The sequence below is a fragment of the Acinetobacter soli genome, from assembly GCF_018139125.1.
GTDB lineage: Bacteria > Pseudomonadota > Gammaproteobacteria > Pseudomonadales > Moraxellaceae > Acinetobacter > Acinetobacter soli.
Window position 1 is genome coordinate 2,233,193 of record NZ_CP073241.1, and the last position, 17,964, is coordinate 2,251,156.

Genomic DNA, 17,964 nt, shown 5'->3' on the forward strand with positions numbered 1-17,964 from the left:
AGCTATCACTGTAAATCAGATCATAACGCGTGCTTAAACTGATCTAAGACTCAAGACGGTAATACGTGTATTTCAAATCTTTTTCTTTATATACCGCATAGTTTTTTTGACGGAAATCTGAAATCCAGCCATTGCCCGTATAACCGGCAATGTGACCATAAACATGATCGCCTGTACGCTGAATGATATAAATATCGCCCGGTTGCGGGTGACCAAAAGCCGGTTTAATCTTTTTATAGCCGTTTTTTTCTAAAGTATGCCCCCAATCCGATGCAGCGACAGGATGTTTGGATACATCGGCACCTGCCGTTTGTAAGGCAATGCGGATATTGCGTGCACATTTTTTCTTGCTATGGCGCGCGGAAATACTTTCAAGCTTATGGGAAAATTTATGTAAATCGATATCGCGGCTGACATGCTTTTTATGATGTCCTGCGCTATGCGTACTATGGCTTTTACGATGTGTGGTACTTGAATGGCTACTTTGCGTTTTATGTGCTGCATGATGCGACGCAGATTTTTTATGCGTCGTCTGCGGGCGAGCGTGATGATGTACATGCGCACTTTTTTTTTCAGCCACCTGCACATGGTGAACGTGGACTGCGTGATGAACATGAGCCATTGTAAAAACCTACTTCGAAGAACCACTTTTTCAAAACGGTGCCATTGTAGAACCAAACTTTATGAATTGAACTTTAATAGTTGTAACAATTTCTTGAGCCCGCGACGCGGTTCACACAACAGCCTTGAAGTGTGTACTTCAATAAAAAAACGCCCCGCAGGGCGTTTGGTTTTATCTCTTAAAACACATAAGGGCGTACGAAAATCAGGAAGAAAATACCCAGCATCAGCGCCCATTTCAACACATAGTACAACTTGCGGTTTTTGGCTTTGAGTGCCTTGGCCTTGATTCGGATCTGATATACATAACCAAAGGCTTTATTGAGGCCACCCGTTTTATCACCCGTTTCGTTCGGTGAGCTGGCTGCGGTCATCACGTTTTTACCAAACCAGTGGTTAAATTTTTCCATGAGACGGGTTTTGAGTGGGCGCTCGACATCGGCAAAGAAAATAATCCGGTTTTGGTCTGTGGTATTTTCAGCATAATGAATATAGGTTTCATCAAACACCACGCTCTCACCATCACGCCATGAATAACGCTGTCCATCGACATCGATAAAGCAACGATCATCATTGGGCGTGATCAAACCTAAATGGTAGCGTAATGAGCCAGCATAGGGATCACGATGGCGTACCAGACGGCTGTTTGGCGCCAGTTCAGTAAACATGGCCGCTTTAATCGTCGGTAAGGTTTTGAGTAGCGCCGTGGTTTTTGGGCACAGTTCTGCCGCAGATGGATGCGCAGAGTCGTACCATTTTAAATAAAAACGCTTCCAGCCTGTTTTAAAAAATGAGTTAAAGCCTAAATCATTGTAGGTACTCGATGCTTTGATTCCACCTTGCTGATATAAGGCCTGTGCTTCATCGCGAATCATTTCCCAGTTTTCATCCAGCACTTTTAAATCTTTAAAATGTTGGGTATCGATATACGGCTGGTTGGGCACTTTTGAAAATAAGTACATCAAGAAATTAATCGGGGCAAGCAAAGTCGAATGGTCGAAAAACTGACGATAAAACGAATGTCGTACTTTACCGCGATGCTGGATATACAACGCTGATATCACAAAAATCGCCAATATGATCCACTTAATCATGAAGACCCACTCAAAAAAGATTGCGCGTATTTTAACAACTTATGTTTTGATCATCTACCCAATGTATCCTGCTCTGAATGAATGATCTTATAAAGGTAAAATCCAGCATAAAAAAAGCCCTTCAAAATGGCGAATTGACTTTATTGACAGTCTTATTACAAAAACACAACTTTTAAATTTGAGTGAAGACTAGGCTTACTGTGCAAAATCACTTATAAAAAAATAGATAAATCATAGTGATAAAATTACGCAACACGAATATGTATGGGTTTTTAAGTATATTCACCCAAATCACCCTTGAAAAATAGGTGACCCTTGCGTCACGACTAGATACAACTTGTTAGATTCTTTTTCGATATAGTTATCGTAAGATTGACGAGGTATTTTAACTGTATAACGCAATATACACGTCACAACATCAACGTATAAATCCTCCAGAATAAAGGAGATCAGGCATGATCCACGCTGGCAATGCCATTACCGTCCAAATGCTTCAGGACGGAATTGCAGAATTCCGCTTTGACTTACAAGGTGAGTCAGTCAACAAGTTTAACCGTGCAACCCTAGACGATTTTAAAGCTGCCATCGAAGCAGTTAAAAACCATTCTGAAGTAAAAGGTTTGATCGTCACCAGCGGCAAATCGACCTTTATTGTAGGTGCCGACATTACCGAATTTGGCGACAACTTTGCACAGGGCGAAAGCGCGATTGTGGAGTGGGCTTTACCTGTTCATGAGATTTTTAACAGCTTTGAAGATCTAGACATCCCTAAAGTCGCTGCCATTAATGGCATGGCATTAGGTGGTGGCTTTGAAATGTGCTTGGTGTGCGATTACCGTGTGATGTCTGAAAGCGCACAGGTCGGCTTACCAGAAATCAAACTGGGAATTTTCCCAGGCTTTGGTGGTACTGTGCGTTTGAGCCGTTTGATCGGGATTGACAATGCCGTCGAATGGATTGCAATGGCCGCACCGAAAAAACCAGCTGCTGCTTTAAAAGATGGTTCCGTCGATGCCGTGGTCGCTGCCGACAAATTACAAGATGCTGCAATTGATCTGGTGAAACAAGCTCTCGCTGGACGTCTGGACTGGAAAGCCAAGCGTCAGGAAAAAATCGATCCAGTTAAACTGGCACCGCTTGAACAAATGATGGCGTTTAATACTGCGAAAGGTGCCGTTTTGGCCAAAGCCAATCCAGCGCAATACCCTGCACCTAAACTCATGATTGATTCATTGCAGGCCGGTGCAAGCCTCAGCCGTGATGATGCGCTGAAGGTTGAAGCAGAAGGCTTTGCCAAAGCTGCGGTCACTGCGCAAGCTGAAGCACTGATTGGTTTGTTCCTCAACGACCAAATCATCAAGAAAGTATCGAAAAAACACGAAAAAGGCGCGCACCCTGTTAATCAAGCTGCTGTATTGGGCGCCGGGATTATGGGCGGCGGGATTGCCTATCAAGCTGCCAGCAAAGGCACGCCAATTATCATGAAAGATATTGGGAACCCTCAGCTTGCGCTTGGAATGTCAGAAGCCAACAACCTGTTAACCAAACAAGTTGAACGCAAAAAAATGAAGCCGGCTCAAATGGGTGAAACACTGGCGCGAATTCGTCCAAGCTTGAGCTACGACGAGTTTAAAGACGTCGATATCGTGATTGAAGCGGTGACCGAAAATCCAAAAATCAAGGAAGCGGTACTGGCCGACACCGAAGCCAAAGTCCGTGATAACACTATTCTTGCCTCAAATACCTCGACCATTTCGATTACACGTTTGGCCAAAGCGTTAAAGCGTCCGGAAAATTTTGTCGGTATGCACTTTTTCAATCCGGTGCACATGATGCCACTGGTCGAAGTCATCCGGGGTGAACAAACCTCCGATGAAGCGGTTGCAACGACCGTTGTTCTGGCACAAAAAATGGGCAAAACCCCAATCGTGGTGAATGACTGTCCGGGTTTCTTGGTCAACCGTGTGTTGTTCCCGTACTTTGGTGCATTTGATTTGTTACTTAAAGACGGTGCAGATTTCCAGCAAATCGACAAAGTTATGGAAAAATTTGGCTGGCCAATGGGCCCTGCTTACCTGATGGATGTGGTGGGGATCGATACGGGTGTGCATGGCGCCGAAGTAATGGCAGAAGGCTTCCCTGACCGTATGAAACCAGACTTTAAAGGTTCAATCCAGACCATGTACGAAGCCAAACGTCTGGGCCAGAAAAATGATGTCGGCTTTTATAAGTATGAACTCGACAAAAAAGGCAAGAAAGCCAAAACGGTTGACCCAAGCGCCTATGAAGTGATTGCATCGGTTGTGACAAGTGAAAAACACGAGTTTGATCCGCAAGAAATCATTGACCGCATGATGCTGGCACTGTGTAACGAAACGGTTCGTTGCCTCGAAGACAACATCGTCGCCACTCCTGCTGAAGCGGATATGGCCATGATTATGGGCATTGGCTTCCCGCCGTTCCGTGGTGGCCCATGCCGCTATATCGATCAGACTGGCGTGCCAGAATACGTTGCGCTTTGCAACAAATATGCACATCTCGGCAAAGCGTACGAAGCACCGCAAATGCTGCGCGATATGGCTGAAAACAACAAGAAATTTTACGGTTAAGGGAGCAACGTGAATGACTACTTTAAATCCACGTGACGTTGTGGTTGTTGATGGTGTTCGTTCTGCCATGGGCAAATCTAAAAACGGGATGTTCCGAAATGTACGTGCCGACAGCCTATCTGCAGAATTGGTACGTGCGCTGGTTACACGTAACCAATTTGATGTCAATGAAGTAGAAGACTTGATCTGGGGCTGTGTGAATCAGACACTCGAACAAGGGATGAACATTGCCCGTAATATTGGTCTATTGGCCGATTTGCCTAAAACGGTTGCAGGGCAAACCGTCAACCGTTTGTGCGGTTCATCGATGCAGGCAATTCATACTGCGGCGGCGCAAATTGCCACCAACCAAGGTGATATCTTTATCATTGGGGGTGTCGAGCATATGGGCCACGTCGGTATGATGCATGGTATCGATCTTAACCCAGAAGCCTCGAAGCACTATGCCAAAGCATCCAACATGATGGGCTTAACTGCAGAAATGCTCGGACGCATGAACGGTATTACCCGTGAAGAGCAAGATGCGTTTGGTGTAGAGTCACACCGCCGTGCTTGGGCTGCGACGCAAGAAGGTCGTTTTAAACATGAAATTGTGGGTGTTGAAGGCCACGATGCCAATGGCTTTAAAATCCTTTGCGACATCGATGAAGTGATTCGTCCAGATGCCAACTTAGAAGCATTTAAGGCGTTGCGTCCTGTATTCGATCCGAAAGGCGGCACCGTAACAGCAGCCACATCATCTGCATTGTCTGATGGTGCCTCTGCGATGCTCTTGATGTCGGCAGAACGTGCGCAAGCCCTCGGCTTAAAACCGCGTGCCGTGATTCGCTCAATGGCGGTTGCTGGCTGTGACGCAGCAATCATGGGTTATGGCCCTGTGCCAGCCACTCAAAAAGCACTCAAACGTGCGGGCTTGAGCATGGCAGATATTCAGACCATCGAATTGAATGAAGCTTTTGCTGCTCAGGGTCTTTCGGTCATGAAAGGTTTGGGTGTGTATGAAAAGCAAGACATCATCAACTTAAACGGTGGTGCGATTGCACTGGGCCATCCTTTAGGCTGCTCGGGTGCGCGTATTACCACTACCCTACTGAATGTGATGGAACAACAAGACACGCAAATTGGTCTTGCCACCATGTGTATCGGTTTGGGCCAAGGCATCGCGACCATTATCGAACGTGTTTAATATGACTTTCAAATAAAAGAAAAACCCCGCAAATTGCGGGGTTTTTTATGCCCGTAGCATATGATGTAAGCGTTTGACCAATGCTGGAAACGTAGTGTAACCATCTTCTGCCAGAAAATGTCCCGCGTGTGCAATTTGTTCATATGGTATATTCAGCTCCAGCGCCAAGCGAATACTCCACTCTGGAGGGACATAAGCATCATGATCCGACAAATACATATAGGCGCCAGCCCTGAGTTGAAGAGTTTGCGGAATCTGTTGACTCTGCGCAACATAATCATCTAGTTCTGGTAATGCGGGTAAAGCTTCTCGAAAGCCAGAAACCAGCAACATTCCTCCCAAATACTGTATTTGGTGCCGATGAAAAAAATGCAACAGACTGATAACTCCCAAACTATGCGCGACAAAGAATGTAGTGTCATCAATTTTAGGGATGTGATGGTCAAGCGTGCCTTGCCATGCCTTTACATCTGGATAAGCTGAATCTGGAAAGTGAATTAAGGTGACTTGTGTGTGATCACCATTTAACTGATTTTTAATATCTTGAAACCAATGATCCTCTGGTGAGGCAGAGTAACCATGAAGTACATATACATGTTGCATGAGCTGCTCCTTAACTCAATCAATTTGCATCTTTTAACTGCTGATCAAGCGCAGCCATATTGCGCTTTCTAATACTCTCAATTTTGGCATTGAGGCGTAATACATCCTGATATAACTGATTAAACGCCTTCACCTGCGCGGTGTCTCGAAACAGAATTTTTTTGCCGTTTCGTTCCCATGCATGGGTTTTTAAAATGGCAAACATGGCATCGGCTTTATCTAGAATCTGCATTTCCAGCAAGAAAATGGCATGATCCTGATCGACTTTCTGGTTACTGCCAAGTTTCTTTTCTAGCAAAATCCGCATATCTGGTTCTACCGACAAGGTTTTGGCCTCGGCCAGAAAAGCTTGATGAATCTGTTCATATTGATTTTGATACAGCACGGATGCCTGCCGAACATCATTGAGCATCTTTTGTGTTTGCGCATACTGCTGTTTCTGATCTTGCTCAAGCCGTGTCACATCTAAAAAGGTATCCCACTGGGCTGCCTTGAGGGCACGTAAATAAGCATTACGTGCATTGATGTTTTGTACCCAGTAATTCAGTAAAAACTCGGAAATCTTTTTATAATTTCCCGCCAATCGGCGATCATGAATATCCAGTTGTACAGGCTTAGACCAGTCTTGTGCCTGATCATAAAGCAGCGCCATTTTTTCAGACATGACCTGATCAAACATCTGACTGGTGTCTTTGAGCTGTTGCTGTTGAATATAGTGATAAGAAAAAAAACCAAGGGACAGGATCACAATCAGGATTGCGATGATGATCTGAAAACGGCGCATACTCCACTCCTTCATCTTGTTGTTGTTGATTGCTCGCTGTTGTTATTGATACGTGATCATTTCATAAAATGGGTGTATTGCATACGACGCAACAGGCAATTACATCTTTATGCCTTTATCTCTGATTATTTCATGCTTATGATGGAGAATCTGTGATTTTTTGAGATGTTACTATGCGCGTAGATATTTGGTCCGATGTGGTCTGCCCATTTTGTTATATTGGTAAAAAACGCCTTGAGCATGTGGCTGCCGAAGCTGGAGTGGAACTGGACATTCACTGGCATAGTTTTGAGCTTGATCCAGATGCACCCGCACATCACGACACCTCAAATACCGAACGCTTGGCCAAAAAATACGGTCGAAGTGTCGAGGAGATGCAACAGATGCAGCAAAACATTGCGCAAATGGCAGCCGAGGAAGGGATTGATTTTCAATGGCAAAAAGCCAACTCTGGCAATAGCTTCGATGCGCATCGCATCATTCACCTGGCGCAAAGCAAAGGCTTGGGCAATCAGGCCAAGGAAGCCTTTTTTCACGCTTACATGACCGAAGGTTTATCGATTGGCGAACGCGAAGTGGTTGAAGAGATTGCATCACGGATCGGCTTAGATCATGCCGAGGTCGAATACGTACTGCAAAGTGACGAGTTGGCTGACTTTGTTCGTCACGATGAGAAAATCGCGCATGAGCAACTGAATATTTCAGGTGTTCCTTTTTTTGTGTTCGATCAAAAATTTGCACTTTCAGGTGCACAGCCGCGTGAAGTTTTTCTGCAAGTTCTCAATCAGAGCTTGGCACAAACTGAACAGCAATCGCCAACAGATGCCAATACCTGCTCAGATGAAAAATGTGATACAAATCACTAATCAAATTTGTGGTGTAGCACATTTCACGATTATTGAACAATTATTAAGCAAAACTGCAATGCAGCGTTGCAAAAATATGACTATACATGGCAGAACTTTCTTTTTAAGATACAACTCTTGAATTTATTGTATTCATGCGCTGTAGTTTCTTATTTTGCTCTCGATCATTGAGAACTTTTTCTTAAAAAAGCCTTCTAGGGATTAGAAGGCTTTTTTATTGCATTTTTATTACATAGCTTAACGTGAATTACCAAGAGATCTGCTGTTGTAATCAAACATTGTCATTTTTAACTGAAGCCCTTGCGAACTTAACATGTTCACCACACGCACACCCTGCTTTTGTGTTTAGATGAATGTTTAAGCAATATGATTCGTTCGCTTTGGCGCGATATCGAATCAAATCTGTATTTTAAACAAGAGGGATAAACAATGACGACATTAGAGAATCAAGACACAGCACGCCCACTTAATTCTGTTGAACCATCTGATCAACCGGAGCAACCTGTAGCGAAGAAAAAATCTCGCTTTTCTCCAACGGTTAAAGGTGCTGTGATTGGTGCTGTTGCAGGCAGTGTCCTGCCAGTATTTGGTACATTTAGCGGTGCCCTGATTGGGGGAGTTGCAGGTAAACTCTATTCTCGACGCTGTGCTAAAACAGCTTAATCATAATCAATGATTGTGTTTAATCATCATATTTATTTCATGATCAATATGCCCTTCAAATGAGGGGCATTTTTCTATGCGTATCAAGCAACCTTTTGATTAAAGCCTGAATCATGCTTGAGTTAAAGAGGCTTATGTTATTAAATTTATTTTATTTTGTTGATGGTCTTGATTTTACATGCCAAATCAACAACAGTGACCAGTATAAGTTTGATAATAACGATTTGATACATGATGAAAACACAACAAAAAGCATGGATTTTCGGGGCGGTTTCAACGTGTTTGATTGGTGCCGGCCTTCCATCTGCTTGGGCCGAAAGTACCGTAACCAGCACAGCCAGCGCTGACTTGGTTTTACCGAGTAATCCAGACATTCCTCCCACCTCAGTGGCCTATCCAGTCGAACTTCGGCAATTAAATCAAAGTAATGAAAAGAATCTTCTGGATTATATTCCGGCATGGGTAGATGCCATGCCGACCATGTTGCCGAAGGAATCCGATCAGGTCATGGTGCCGTCAGTGAACGAAACCGAAAACAAAACCTGGGTGGATCGTAAGCAAAAACAAATTCGCGATTGGGCTGATCATACTTCAGTTAAAATTGATGACTGGTTTGGTGATATCGACCCCAATAAACCCGCCAATGCCACGCTACGTGTGATGCTGGATAATTACTGGGATAAATATAACGGCTTCGAAGTCAAACCACGTATTCGAGGTAAAATTAAGCTTCCCACTTTAGAACGTCGCTTTAGTGTGGTGTTTGGGGATGAGTCGCTCGATAACGAGTTTGAAAATAACATTGCCAATACTAACATCGAACCCAATGCCGATAACAAGCGCCTCGATACCCGCCAGACCAGAGACAACAACAGTTCCATTGCTCTGCGCTGGTCAGATTTTGCGAAAAAGCTTCCCTTTGAAACCGATGCCGATTTAGGGATTCGCTCAGGCGATGACATTTATGTCAGACTTAAAGCCAAACGCGCGTGGGTATTACGTAATGATTTTTCATTTTATGCCGAACAAATCTATCGCTACGGTATCGACAGCAAAAACTATTTCCGAACCAACTTAGAACTCACCCATGCTCGCCCAAACGAAGCTTTTTTGTCGAATCAATTTAGCCTAACACATGCCGATGAACAAGAAGATGACTGGTGGTGGGACAACCGCCTGTTTCGTCAGCATCAGTTTTTTGCCAATCAGCGATTTAACTATGGCATTTATATGGGCGGCTATTACAACGACAACGATTTACGCCTCAATAGCTGGGGACCGTTTATGTCATGGCGTCAACCGGTATGGCGGGAGTGGTTTTATGTGCAAGGTGATCTCAATTACCTCAATGATCATCGTGAAGATCGTAGTCATTATCTGAGTACCTTTGTACGATTGGAAGCTATTTTTTAAGTCGATGTACTGGCTGCCAAATACAGTTTAATTTGGCAGTGATATAGCTGAGTAATGGTCTGAGCTTAAAGCATTTATTAAGCTTGATTGCCTATAGTGTGCCGTTCATGATTTATGTTTTTTTAAACGATGACTCAACGGCATGTGATCTCTTTAAGTTTTATCACAATGGGCATGCTCAGCATTTACTACGGCATGCAATTGCTGAGTAATGGTTCGTCTTTAAAGTATCTTTTGGTCAGATCTTCTGATCAGCACTGCGAAACCGAAAGCAACGCATCAGTGTCTGAGGTTGCATCGTCTTTTGAAGATCCTCAAGTTTTAAATCAACGTTTACTTGAAGTCTTTGGACAAGATTCATTGTGGCAACGCACGCAGCAGCATTATGCGCAGCCCGTCAAACGCTTTGGCAAAACCAAAAAGAACTCAAAAACACATCGGGCCGAGTCGACCGCACCCAACCCTTTTTCAGCCAGTTGGTCGACACTTTCAAGCTTATTGCCTTTTTCCAATGATCTCGATTTGGGTGCAAATTCAAGTTCAGATGTCTATGTCCAGTTTCTGGCTAAAAAGAAATGGGTATTGATGCATCATTTAGATTTAGATACCGAGCAAGTATTCCGCTACGGTTCGAGCAGTAAAAATTACAGTGAAACCAATCTGAATCTCAAACAAAAATTGAGCGACAGCACGCTATTTGCCAGCCAGTTTAATGTGACCAAAACACAGGATGAAGATTTTACATGGCGTAATACCACCTTTCATCAGCTCAGTTTAAGCGGTAAAGATAAAGTGACCTATGGTGTATTAACCTCAGGAATTTATGAAAAACAGAAGAAAGATGTACTTCTGAGCCAATGGGGCCCTTATTTGTCTTGGCGACGCCCGTTATGGCGTAACTGGTTATTTATGCAAAATGATCTGAACTATACCGATGATCTGACCGATCAAAATGGCTATCACTTTAGTTATCAAATGAGTTTTGAGGCCAATTTTTAGTATCGATGAGAATTGTGGATAAGTTTGACGTTATCCACAATTAAAAAAAGCCCCGATACGAAATCCGGGCTTTACTGTTAGCTTAGCAGCAAACTGTTGATACGTTTTACATAAGCGGCTGGATCTTCCGGCAAACCACCTTCAGCAATCACGGCTTGATCAAAGATGACATTGGCCAGATCATCGAACTGCGCTGCATGTTCGAGCTTTTGTACCAATGGATGCGCTGGATTGATTTCTAAAATTGGCTTGCTTTCAGGTACAGGCTGCCCTGCTTGTTTCAGCATACGAACCAACTGAGGTGAAAGTTCACCGTCACTGGTCACCAAGCAAGCAGGCGAATCGACCAGACGTGTAGTCACGCGCACTTCTTTGGTTTTTGCCTTGAGTGAATCCGATAATTTATCAACCACTGGCTTGAATTGTTCCGCAGCTTCTTCAAGTGCTTTTTTCTCTTCGGCATCTTGCAGATCGCCCAGATCAACCGCACCTTTCGACACGTTTTGCAGTGCCACACCGTCAAACTCATGCACAAAGTTCATTGCCCATTCATCCACACGCTCCGACATTAACAAGACTTCAATGCCTTTTTTCTTAAACAACTCAAGCTGTGGAGAATGTTTGGCTGCATTTAAACTCTCTGCCGTAACATAGTAGATGGCTTTTTGGCCCTCTTTCATACGCGCTTTATAGTCGGCAAACGAAGTGCTGATCTCATCGTTAGTCGAAGTTGCATAACGCAAAAGCTTTAAAATACGTTCACGGTTGCTAAAGTCTTCACCCAAGCCTTCTTTGAGTACAGAACCGAATTCGGCATAAAAGGTCTTGAATTTTTCCTGATCTTTCTCATCTTCAGACTTCGCCAAACCATCCAACACATTCAAAATACGGCGCGTGTTGCCTTCACGGATGGTTTTGACATCACGACTTTCTTGTAACAGCTCACGGCTCACGTTCAGTGGTAAATCGGCACTGTCGATCACACCTTTAACGAAACGTAAGTAGTTTGGAATCAGGTTATCCGCATCGTCCATAATAAAGACACGCTTCACATACAGCTTAATGCCTGCTTTGGCTTCACGGGTAAAAATATCTTGTGAGGCTTTGGCCGGAATATACAGCAACTGAGTGTACTCAGTATTGCCTTCTACGCGGTTATGTGTCCATGCAAGCGGTGCTTCAAAATCATGCGTTGCATTTTTATAAAACTCGATGTACTGCTCGTCAGTGATCTCGCTTTTACTGCGTGTCCATAATGCGCTCGCCGAGTTAATGGCTTCCCATTCGTCAGTCTTCACATACTGACCCGGTTTCGCTTCTTCTCCCTCAGCAGCTTCTTCTTGTTGCCATACTTCTTTTTGCATCTCGATTGGCAAGCTAATGTGGTCAGAGTATTTATTAATAATCTGCTTAACTTTCCAAGATTCTAAATAGTCCAGTGCATCGTCACGTAAATGCAAAATGATGTCGGTTCCACGTGAATCCTTGGTGATTTGCTGTACTTCAAATTCACCCGTTCCGCCGCTAATCCAGCGCACACCGTCTTGTGCATCCGACCCGGCACGACGCGACTCTACCGTAATTTTATCGGCCACAATAAAGCCTGAGTAAAAGCCAACACCAAACTGACCAATCAATTGTGCATCAGATTTTTGATCGCCGGTCAGCTTAGACATAAAGTCTTTGGTTCCCGATTTAGCAATCGTACCCAAGTTGTCAATCGCTTCTTGCTGGCTCAAGCCAATGCCATTGTCACTGATGGTTAACGTACGATTATCTTTATCCAGACGCACGCGCACACGCAGTGCCGAATCGTTTTCATAATATTCCGGATGATTGATGCCTTCAAAACGCAGTTTGTCGCAAGCATCGGACGCGTTGGAAATCAACTCACGTAAGAAAATTTCAGGATTCGAATACAGTGAGTGGGTCACCAGATGCAGTAACTGTGCAACTTCGGCTTGAAAGCTATAATTTTGTGATGTGCTCGTTTGCTCACTCATAGGACACTCCTTAATAGATCACAACATGTTGTTATGTAATGTGCTATGTATTGGAGTGCCTAGATGAATTTTCAATGGTAATCCTAAAGATTTTTTGATCAATTAGAATGGTCCATGACTCAAAACACGATTTTGAATGATGTCATCGAGGTGTTGCTGACGCGATGCATAGCTTCGACTTAAACAGCCCGTGTTTGAACCGCAAGTATTGCGCTGTTTGAGCCATTGATACTGCATGCCTTTTTCGGCATCACGCCCTCCCATAGGCAATGCATGCAATACAATTGCGTAGGTGGTGGCCATTTTTACATCGGCATCATTGAGTGAGCGAGTCTGGCAAATGGTTTTCTCCGAGCGAAGCTGGGCTTTTTCACAAGGAAAACTTGCAGCAGAAGCCGCACCCGCAAACATCAAACCACACCACGTGAACATGATAAAAGCTGAACGACGCATATTTTAATTCTCATTTTAAGGCTTTATATACTTAGCTTAAAAAATTCAAATGTGGTATTGGGTAAAGTTTCAACACAAAATGTGACACTGTGTATCTCACTATAAAAAAATAAAAAGGTCTTATGCTCTCCAATAAGACCTTTAATTGCCGTTATCTCTCTTGTTATTTTTATGATGGTTTTTATTATTTTGCGCTATGGTTGATACTTAAATTAAAACTTATAGCTGTAACCTACGCTATATACCCACGGATTAACTTCAAGTGTTCCAATTTTTTCACCATTCCATTTCAAATCAGAACCAATATCAGCGTAACGCACATCGGCAAAAACACCCCAATGTTTTGCATCGGCCGGCTGGAAATTAAACCCGACTTGACCGGTAAACCCATAGGCGTGCTCTGCCTTCAATGAAGTTCCTGCCAGTGAACCTTTGGTCTGTTCATCCCATGCCAATAGTGCGGTTGCACCCACGCCGACATATGGCGTGAATCCAGTAGAATTTTTAAAGTGATATTTCACCGTGAGTGTAGGTGGCAACTGTTTAAAGCTCGCAATCGTTTCAGGCGCTCCACCCGCGACACGTGCCAATACATTATGTTTAAAGGGCGTCGCCAATAAAAGCTCGGATGAAATATTGCGATTGGCAAAAAAATATTCGATTGATGGTGTAAAACTGAATGCATGATCGGCTTTCGCTTCAGTGACAGCCCCATCGGCCATCGTATTATGATCACTTGAAGGTGCCAAAACACTTGCACCCACTTTAACTTGCCATTCGCCAGCAAATACTGGCGCTGAAATACCTAGCAAAGATAAAACAAAAACTCTAAGCAACATGATTATCCCCTATCTCTTTTATAATAATAAACATTGATTTTATTTAAATGCAATATAGAGAATTAATATATTTTAATATTATTTTTAAACCAATGATTAATAATAAAATTATTTTAATTCATATAAAAATACTTGGTTTTATTTTTAATTCTTATTATTTTAATCAGGATTTAATTCCGATTAATTTAATCTGATTTTTTATTTATTCCAACCTTTTTAATCAGGTTTTATTTGTTGTTAAATTAAACTTCGCATGAACATAAATCAGGAGATACTGATTTATATTCACGCGTTAATAAATAAATTAGAGCACCATGGCTGCAATCCAGCCAAAGATCAGTAAAGGAATATTAAAGTGAATAAATGTTGGAATCACAGTGTCCCAAATATGGTCATGCTGACCGTCGACCCCTAGTCCTGCCGTTGGGCCCAAGGTTGAGTCAGATGCAGGTGATCCCGCATCACCCAATGCCGCAGCGGTTCCAATCAGTGCAATGGTCGCAAGTGGTGAAAAACCAAACTGTACACAGAGGGGTACATAAATCACAGCCAGTACAGGTACACTTGAGAACGATGAACCAATCCCAATCGTGACAAACAGACCGATAAACAGCATGAGAAATGCAGCCAAAGCATGATTATCACCAATCAGATGCACTACGCCGTTGACCAACTGGTTGATATCACCGGTATGGGTCATCACCGAAGCAAAGCCGGCAGCCGAGATCATGATAAAGCCAACCAATGCCATCATCCGCATCCCTTGTACAAACACATCATCGGCATCTTGCCATTTGAATATGCCCGCGGTAGACAACACGGCAAAACCGACCAATCCGCCTAAAATCATCGATCCTGAATACAACTGTGCAACCAAGGTCAGCGCGATGGCTAAAATCGCCATGAATAGGGTTTTCTTGGAAATATACGGCACGTGCTGTGCTTCTTGCTTGAGTTCTTCTGCATCTTCGGCAAGAGAATGCGTGACATGCGCTTCGGCACGAAGCGGTTTATCTAGGTCAATTGTAGTCACGCGGGCGACAGCACGATCTTGATAATGGCGTGGCTTACGGTAGCTGATAAATACTGCCACCAGTGTTCCCAGAACCATGCCCATAACCGGAATGGCCATTCCCATCGGCATCATCCAGCGTTCGACATGCAAGCCGTACTGTGCGCCAATTTTATTGATGTTCCCCATCAGGATCTGTTCAAGAAAGATGGCACCAAAACCCACAGGCAAGAAAATATAGGTTCCGACCAAGCCCAGTGTGAGTACGCATGCCGCAGCACGACGATCCAGCTTTAGATGGTTCATGACCTGCAATAAAGGCGGCACCAGCACCGGAATAAAGGCAATATGGACCGGAATCAGGTTTTGTGAAAAAATCGCGGCAATCAGTAAAATACTCAGCAATAAATACTTCACTTTTTTCTCGCGCTTTTTGCTGGCTTCCATCCCCAATAAACCGATCAGTTTATGCGCCAGCAAATCTGGTAATCCAGATTTGGACAATGCCAAGGCAAATGCACCCAAAACCGCATAGGCAAGCGCCACTTCGGCACCATCGCCTAGTCCAGCATTAAAAGCCTGAACCGTATCGGATAAGCTTAAGCCTGCGACCAATCCCCCCACAACAGCAGAAATCACCAACGTTAAAACAACAGAGACTCGTGCCAGTGACAAGATAAACATCACGGCAATCGCAATAACAACAGCATTCATGAATCAAGGTCAGGTAAAATAAAAGGCGATATTTTAGCAGATTCATGCCATGCATGGGCTGTGACTGTCGTTTATCTTGTCGGAATACTCATGGGCTTTTACAGGGTGTTTTCAACATGATGCTGCTGGGCAAAGCGTGCAATATGGCCGGCGACTAATTTCGGCTGGCTCAACACGGCCCAATGATTGCCGTTAATTTCCTGATACTCAAACTGATCAACCCAGTTTGGCATTTCGTTTAAAATATATTCAGGGCTGACAAATGCATCGTGCTTAAGTACCAAGGCCTGTACAGGACACTGCGCAAAACGCTTGCGCGGATGACGCATTGCAGGAATAAAATTGGCACGGTATAAATTAATGCCATATTTGCCATCACGTGCAATATTCGGATTGAGTGGTAAATCTTGCTTGCGTTCTAACCTACTCAGCACTTTTCCCCATTTCTGTGGGGTAAAGAAATGCCACACCGACGGTGCCAGAAATGGCAGATGAAACGCCGCGATATACCATGATTTTGATAGCTTTTTTAATACACTTAACGGCTGGCTTTTCAGTTCACTGCCCAGCAAGTGTGCTGCATGATCCAGACACGGCCCCGAAATGGTGGTATACGATAAAATCCGATCTTTAAATCTTGGATCTGTCACCGATTCCCACGATTGCAATGACCCCCAGTCATGGGCAGCCAAATGAAAAGGTCGCCCTTCTAAAACCTGATCTACTACCGCCCCCAGATCCAGAGACAATTGCGCCATTCGATAATCCCGGATTTTTTTGGGAACACTCGACTGTCCGGCGCCTCGCACGTCATAGGTCACAATATAAAAGTGCTGAATCAGTTCTTGTATAATCGGCTCCCACACTTCTTGATTATCAGGATAGCCGTGTACCAGTACCAACGCTGGTAATTCTGGATGCCCCCATGCTTTACAGCATAAGGTCTGTTGATCCGTGGTGCGTACAGTCGAAATCTGAGGATGCATTGCGATGTCCTTGTTGTTTTAATTGACCATGTTTTTAGTCGGATTGGGCATTGCCATCAATGCCAGATTAGTGATAGTTATTTAGTATGAATAATCATCATATAAAAACAATTGACCATTATGAATATTTTAAGACATCTTCAGACCATACCCATGGTGTCCAAGTTTATGATCAATCGCTACTCTCCCTACCGGGGTGCCGGCATTGAGATTGATCAAATCGACCTGAATAACTACTTTATCCGCGTCAAAATGCCCCTGACGCGTAAAAACCAAAATATTGTCGGTACACATTTTGGAGGAAGTTTATATTCAATGGTTGACCCTTTTTATATGCTGATTCTGATGCATCATCTGGGGTCTAAATATATTGTCTGGGATAAATCTGCCACGATTCACTTTCTGGCCCCGGGACGCAGTACGGTGTATGCTGATATCCGACTGGATGCCAACGAAATTGATCATGTTAAAGGATTGGCCGAGAATTATGCGCCCGTCATTCGTAATTATGTGGTGAATATATTTGATGAGTCTGGTATTCGTATTGCAGAAGTGCATAAAACGCTATACATCCGCCGCAAAAAGCCTAAATCATCACGGCAATAAAAAAGACGACCCGAGTCGTCTCTTTTGATAAGGCAGATTTAGCGTCGCTCTTGAATCGCAGCGCCTGCACCACCACCGATTGCACCACCAATGGCAGCACCACCGTCACCACCAAAAATGGCTTTACCGACCACCGAACCAATACCGGCACCAACTGCACTGCTGGTGGTGGTATTTCGGCTACCACCTTTGGCATTTGATCCTACACCGGCACCAGCAGCTGCACCGACACCTGCACCTAAACCACCGCCAACATGGTTACCCACACCACCACCAACGGCACCGCCCAGTGCGGCTGCACCAATACGTTGATCAGATGGGCTCATATTTTGGCAGCCTGCAAGAAGTACGGTTGAAACGATTGCTGTAGCCATTAAACTTATTGTCTTTTTCATGAAAAGATCCTCCTTTCTTTTCACTCAGCATAAGCATTTTTTGTGAATTGATACTTGTCAAAATGTTAATTCCTACAAAAAAATGCAGGAGTTTTGTAACTGCTTACACATTCAATTC

At 43.8% G+C, this 17,964-nt stretch carries 17 protein-coding genes; 7 read left to right on the forward strand and 10 right to left on the reverse strand.

The features are described from left to right. Nucleotides 1-43 precede the first annotated feature (43 nt). Nucleotides 44-622 carry a CHAP domain-containing protein gene (locus tag KCV09_RS10285; protein ID WP_025095288.1) on the reverse strand — a complete coding sequence of 193 codons (579 nt, stop codon included), beginning with the start codon at nt 620-622 and terminating at the stop codon, nt 44-46. Between the two features lie 178 nt (nt 623-800). After that, nucleotides 801-1,715 (reverse strand): lipid A hydroxylase LpxO, encoded by a 915-nt coding sequence (lpxO, locus tag KCV09_RS10290; protein WP_004932417.1) that lies wholly within the window; start codon nt 1,713-1,715, stop codon nt 801-803. Nucleotides 1,716-2,170: 455 nt separating this feature from the next. On the opposite strand from lpxO, the gene fadB reads away from it, so the two are divergent. Together fadB and fadA are read left to right on the forward strand one after the other, a co-directional pair. Continuing rightward, nucleotides 2,171-4,324 carry a fatty acid oxidation complex subunit alpha FadB gene (fadB, locus tag KCV09_RS10295; protein ID WP_212515103.1) on the forward strand — a complete coding sequence of 718 codons (2,154 nt, stop codon included), beginning with the start codon at nt 2,171-2,173 and terminating at the stop codon, nt 4,322-4,324. Nucleotides 4,325-4,337: 13 nt separating this feature from the next. Further along, complete coding sequence (fadA, locus tag KCV09_RS10300) at nt 4,338-5,510, forward strand: acetyl-CoA C-acyltransferase FadA (protein ID WP_212515104.1); 1,173 nt, start codon at nt 4,338-4,340, stop codon at nt 5,508-5,510. 45 nt (nt 5,511-5,555) lie between these two features. Here the strand turns inward: fadA and KCV09_RS10305 are convergent, their stop codons facing one another. Beyond that, entirely contained in the window at nt 5,556-6,113 is a 558-nt protein-coding gene (locus KCV09_RS10305; RefSeq protein ID WP_119025688.1) for an RBBP9/YdeN family alpha/beta hydrolase, read from the reverse strand. 19 nt (nt 6,114-6,132) lie between these two features. Beyond that, nucleotides 6,133-6,897 (reverse strand): hypothetical protein, encoded by a 765-nt coding sequence (locus tag KCV09_RS10310; RefSeq protein WP_151868771.1) that lies wholly within the window; start codon nt 6,895-6,897, stop codon nt 6,133-6,135. Between the two features lie 173 nt (nt 6,898-7,070). Between KCV09_RS10310 and KCV09_RS10315 the strand changes: the two genes are divergently transcribed. From KCV09_RS10315 to KCV09_RS10330, 4 genes are all read left to right on the forward strand, one after another. Continuing rightward, the gene (locus KCV09_RS10315; protein WP_212515105.1) at nt 7,071-7,763 is read left to right on the forward strand and encodes a DsbA family oxidoreductase; all 693 of its coding nucleotides are present in this window, start codon (nt 7,071-7,073) and stop codon (nt 7,761-7,763) included. Between the two features lie 429 nt (nt 7,764-8,192). Continuing rightward, a complete protein-coding gene (locus KCV09_RS10320; protein ID WP_004932406.1) occupies nt 8,193-8,426 on the forward strand; it encodes a DUF456 domain-containing protein in 234 nt (77 codons plus the stop codon). 231 nt (nt 8,427-8,657) lie between these two features. Continuing rightward, complete coding sequence (locus KCV09_RS10325) at nt 8,658-9,839, forward strand: hypothetical protein (RefSeq protein ID WP_055415762.1); 1,182 nt, start codon at nt 8,658-8,660, stop codon at nt 9,837-9,839. Nucleotides 9,840-9,968: 129 nt separating this feature from the next. After that, the gene (locus KCV09_RS10330) at nt 9,969-10,838 is read left to right on the forward strand and encodes a selenocysteine synthase (protein WP_151791229.1); all 870 of its coding nucleotides are present in this window, start codon (nt 9,969-9,971) and stop codon (nt 10,836-10,838) included. Between the two features lie 77 nt (nt 10,839-10,915). Here KCV09_RS10330 and htpG read toward each other — a convergent pair whose 3' ends face one another. From htpG to KCV09_RS10355, 5 genes are all read right to left on the reverse strand, one after another. Next, nucleotides 10,916-12,841, reverse strand: coding sequence for a molecular chaperone HtpG (gene htpG, locus KCV09_RS10335; RefSeq protein ID WP_004932396.1), 1,926 nt, complete (start codon nt 12,839-12,841; stop codon nt 10,916-10,918). A 102-nt stretch (nt 12,842-12,943) separates the two neighbouring features. Continuing rightward, nucleotides 12,944-13,294 carry a lysozyme inhibitor LprI family protein gene (locus KCV09_RS10340; RefSeq protein ID WP_004932393.1) on the reverse strand — a complete coding sequence of 117 codons (351 nt, stop codon included), beginning with the start codon at nt 13,292-13,294 and terminating at the stop codon, nt 12,944-12,946. A 212-nt stretch (nt 13,295-13,506) separates the two neighbouring features. Next, nucleotides 13,507-14,133, reverse strand: coding sequence for an OmpW/AlkL family protein (locus KCV09_RS10345; RefSeq protein WP_212515106.1), 627 nt, complete (start codon nt 14,131-14,133; stop codon nt 13,507-13,509). Between the two features lie 304 nt (nt 14,134-14,437). Further along, nucleotides 14,438-15,859, reverse strand: coding sequence for a Na+/H+ antiporter family protein (locus tag KCV09_RS10350; protein WP_004932388.1), 1,422 nt, complete (start codon nt 15,857-15,859; stop codon nt 14,438-14,440). Nucleotides 15,860-15,957: 98 nt separating this feature from the next. Further along, nucleotides 15,958-16,845, reverse strand: coding sequence for an alpha/beta fold hydrolase (locus tag KCV09_RS10355; RefSeq protein WP_212515107.1), 888 nt, complete (start codon nt 16,843-16,845; stop codon nt 15,958-15,960). A gap of 120 nt (nt 16,846-16,965) precedes the next feature. On the opposite strand from KCV09_RS10355, the gene KCV09_RS10360 reads away from it, so the two are divergent. After that, nucleotides 16,966-17,451, forward strand: a complete 486-nt coding sequence (locus KCV09_RS10360; protein WP_004932383.1) for a DUF4442 domain-containing protein — start codon at nt 16,966-16,968, stop codon at nt 17,449-17,451. 38 nt (nt 17,452-17,489) lie between these two features. Here KCV09_RS10360 and KCV09_RS10365 read toward each other — a convergent pair whose 3' ends face one another. Beyond that, entirely contained in the window at nt 17,490-17,846 is a 357-nt protein-coding gene (locus KCV09_RS10365; RefSeq protein WP_004932380.1) for a hypothetical protein, read from the reverse strand. Nucleotides 17,847-17,964 lie beyond the last annotated feature (118 nt).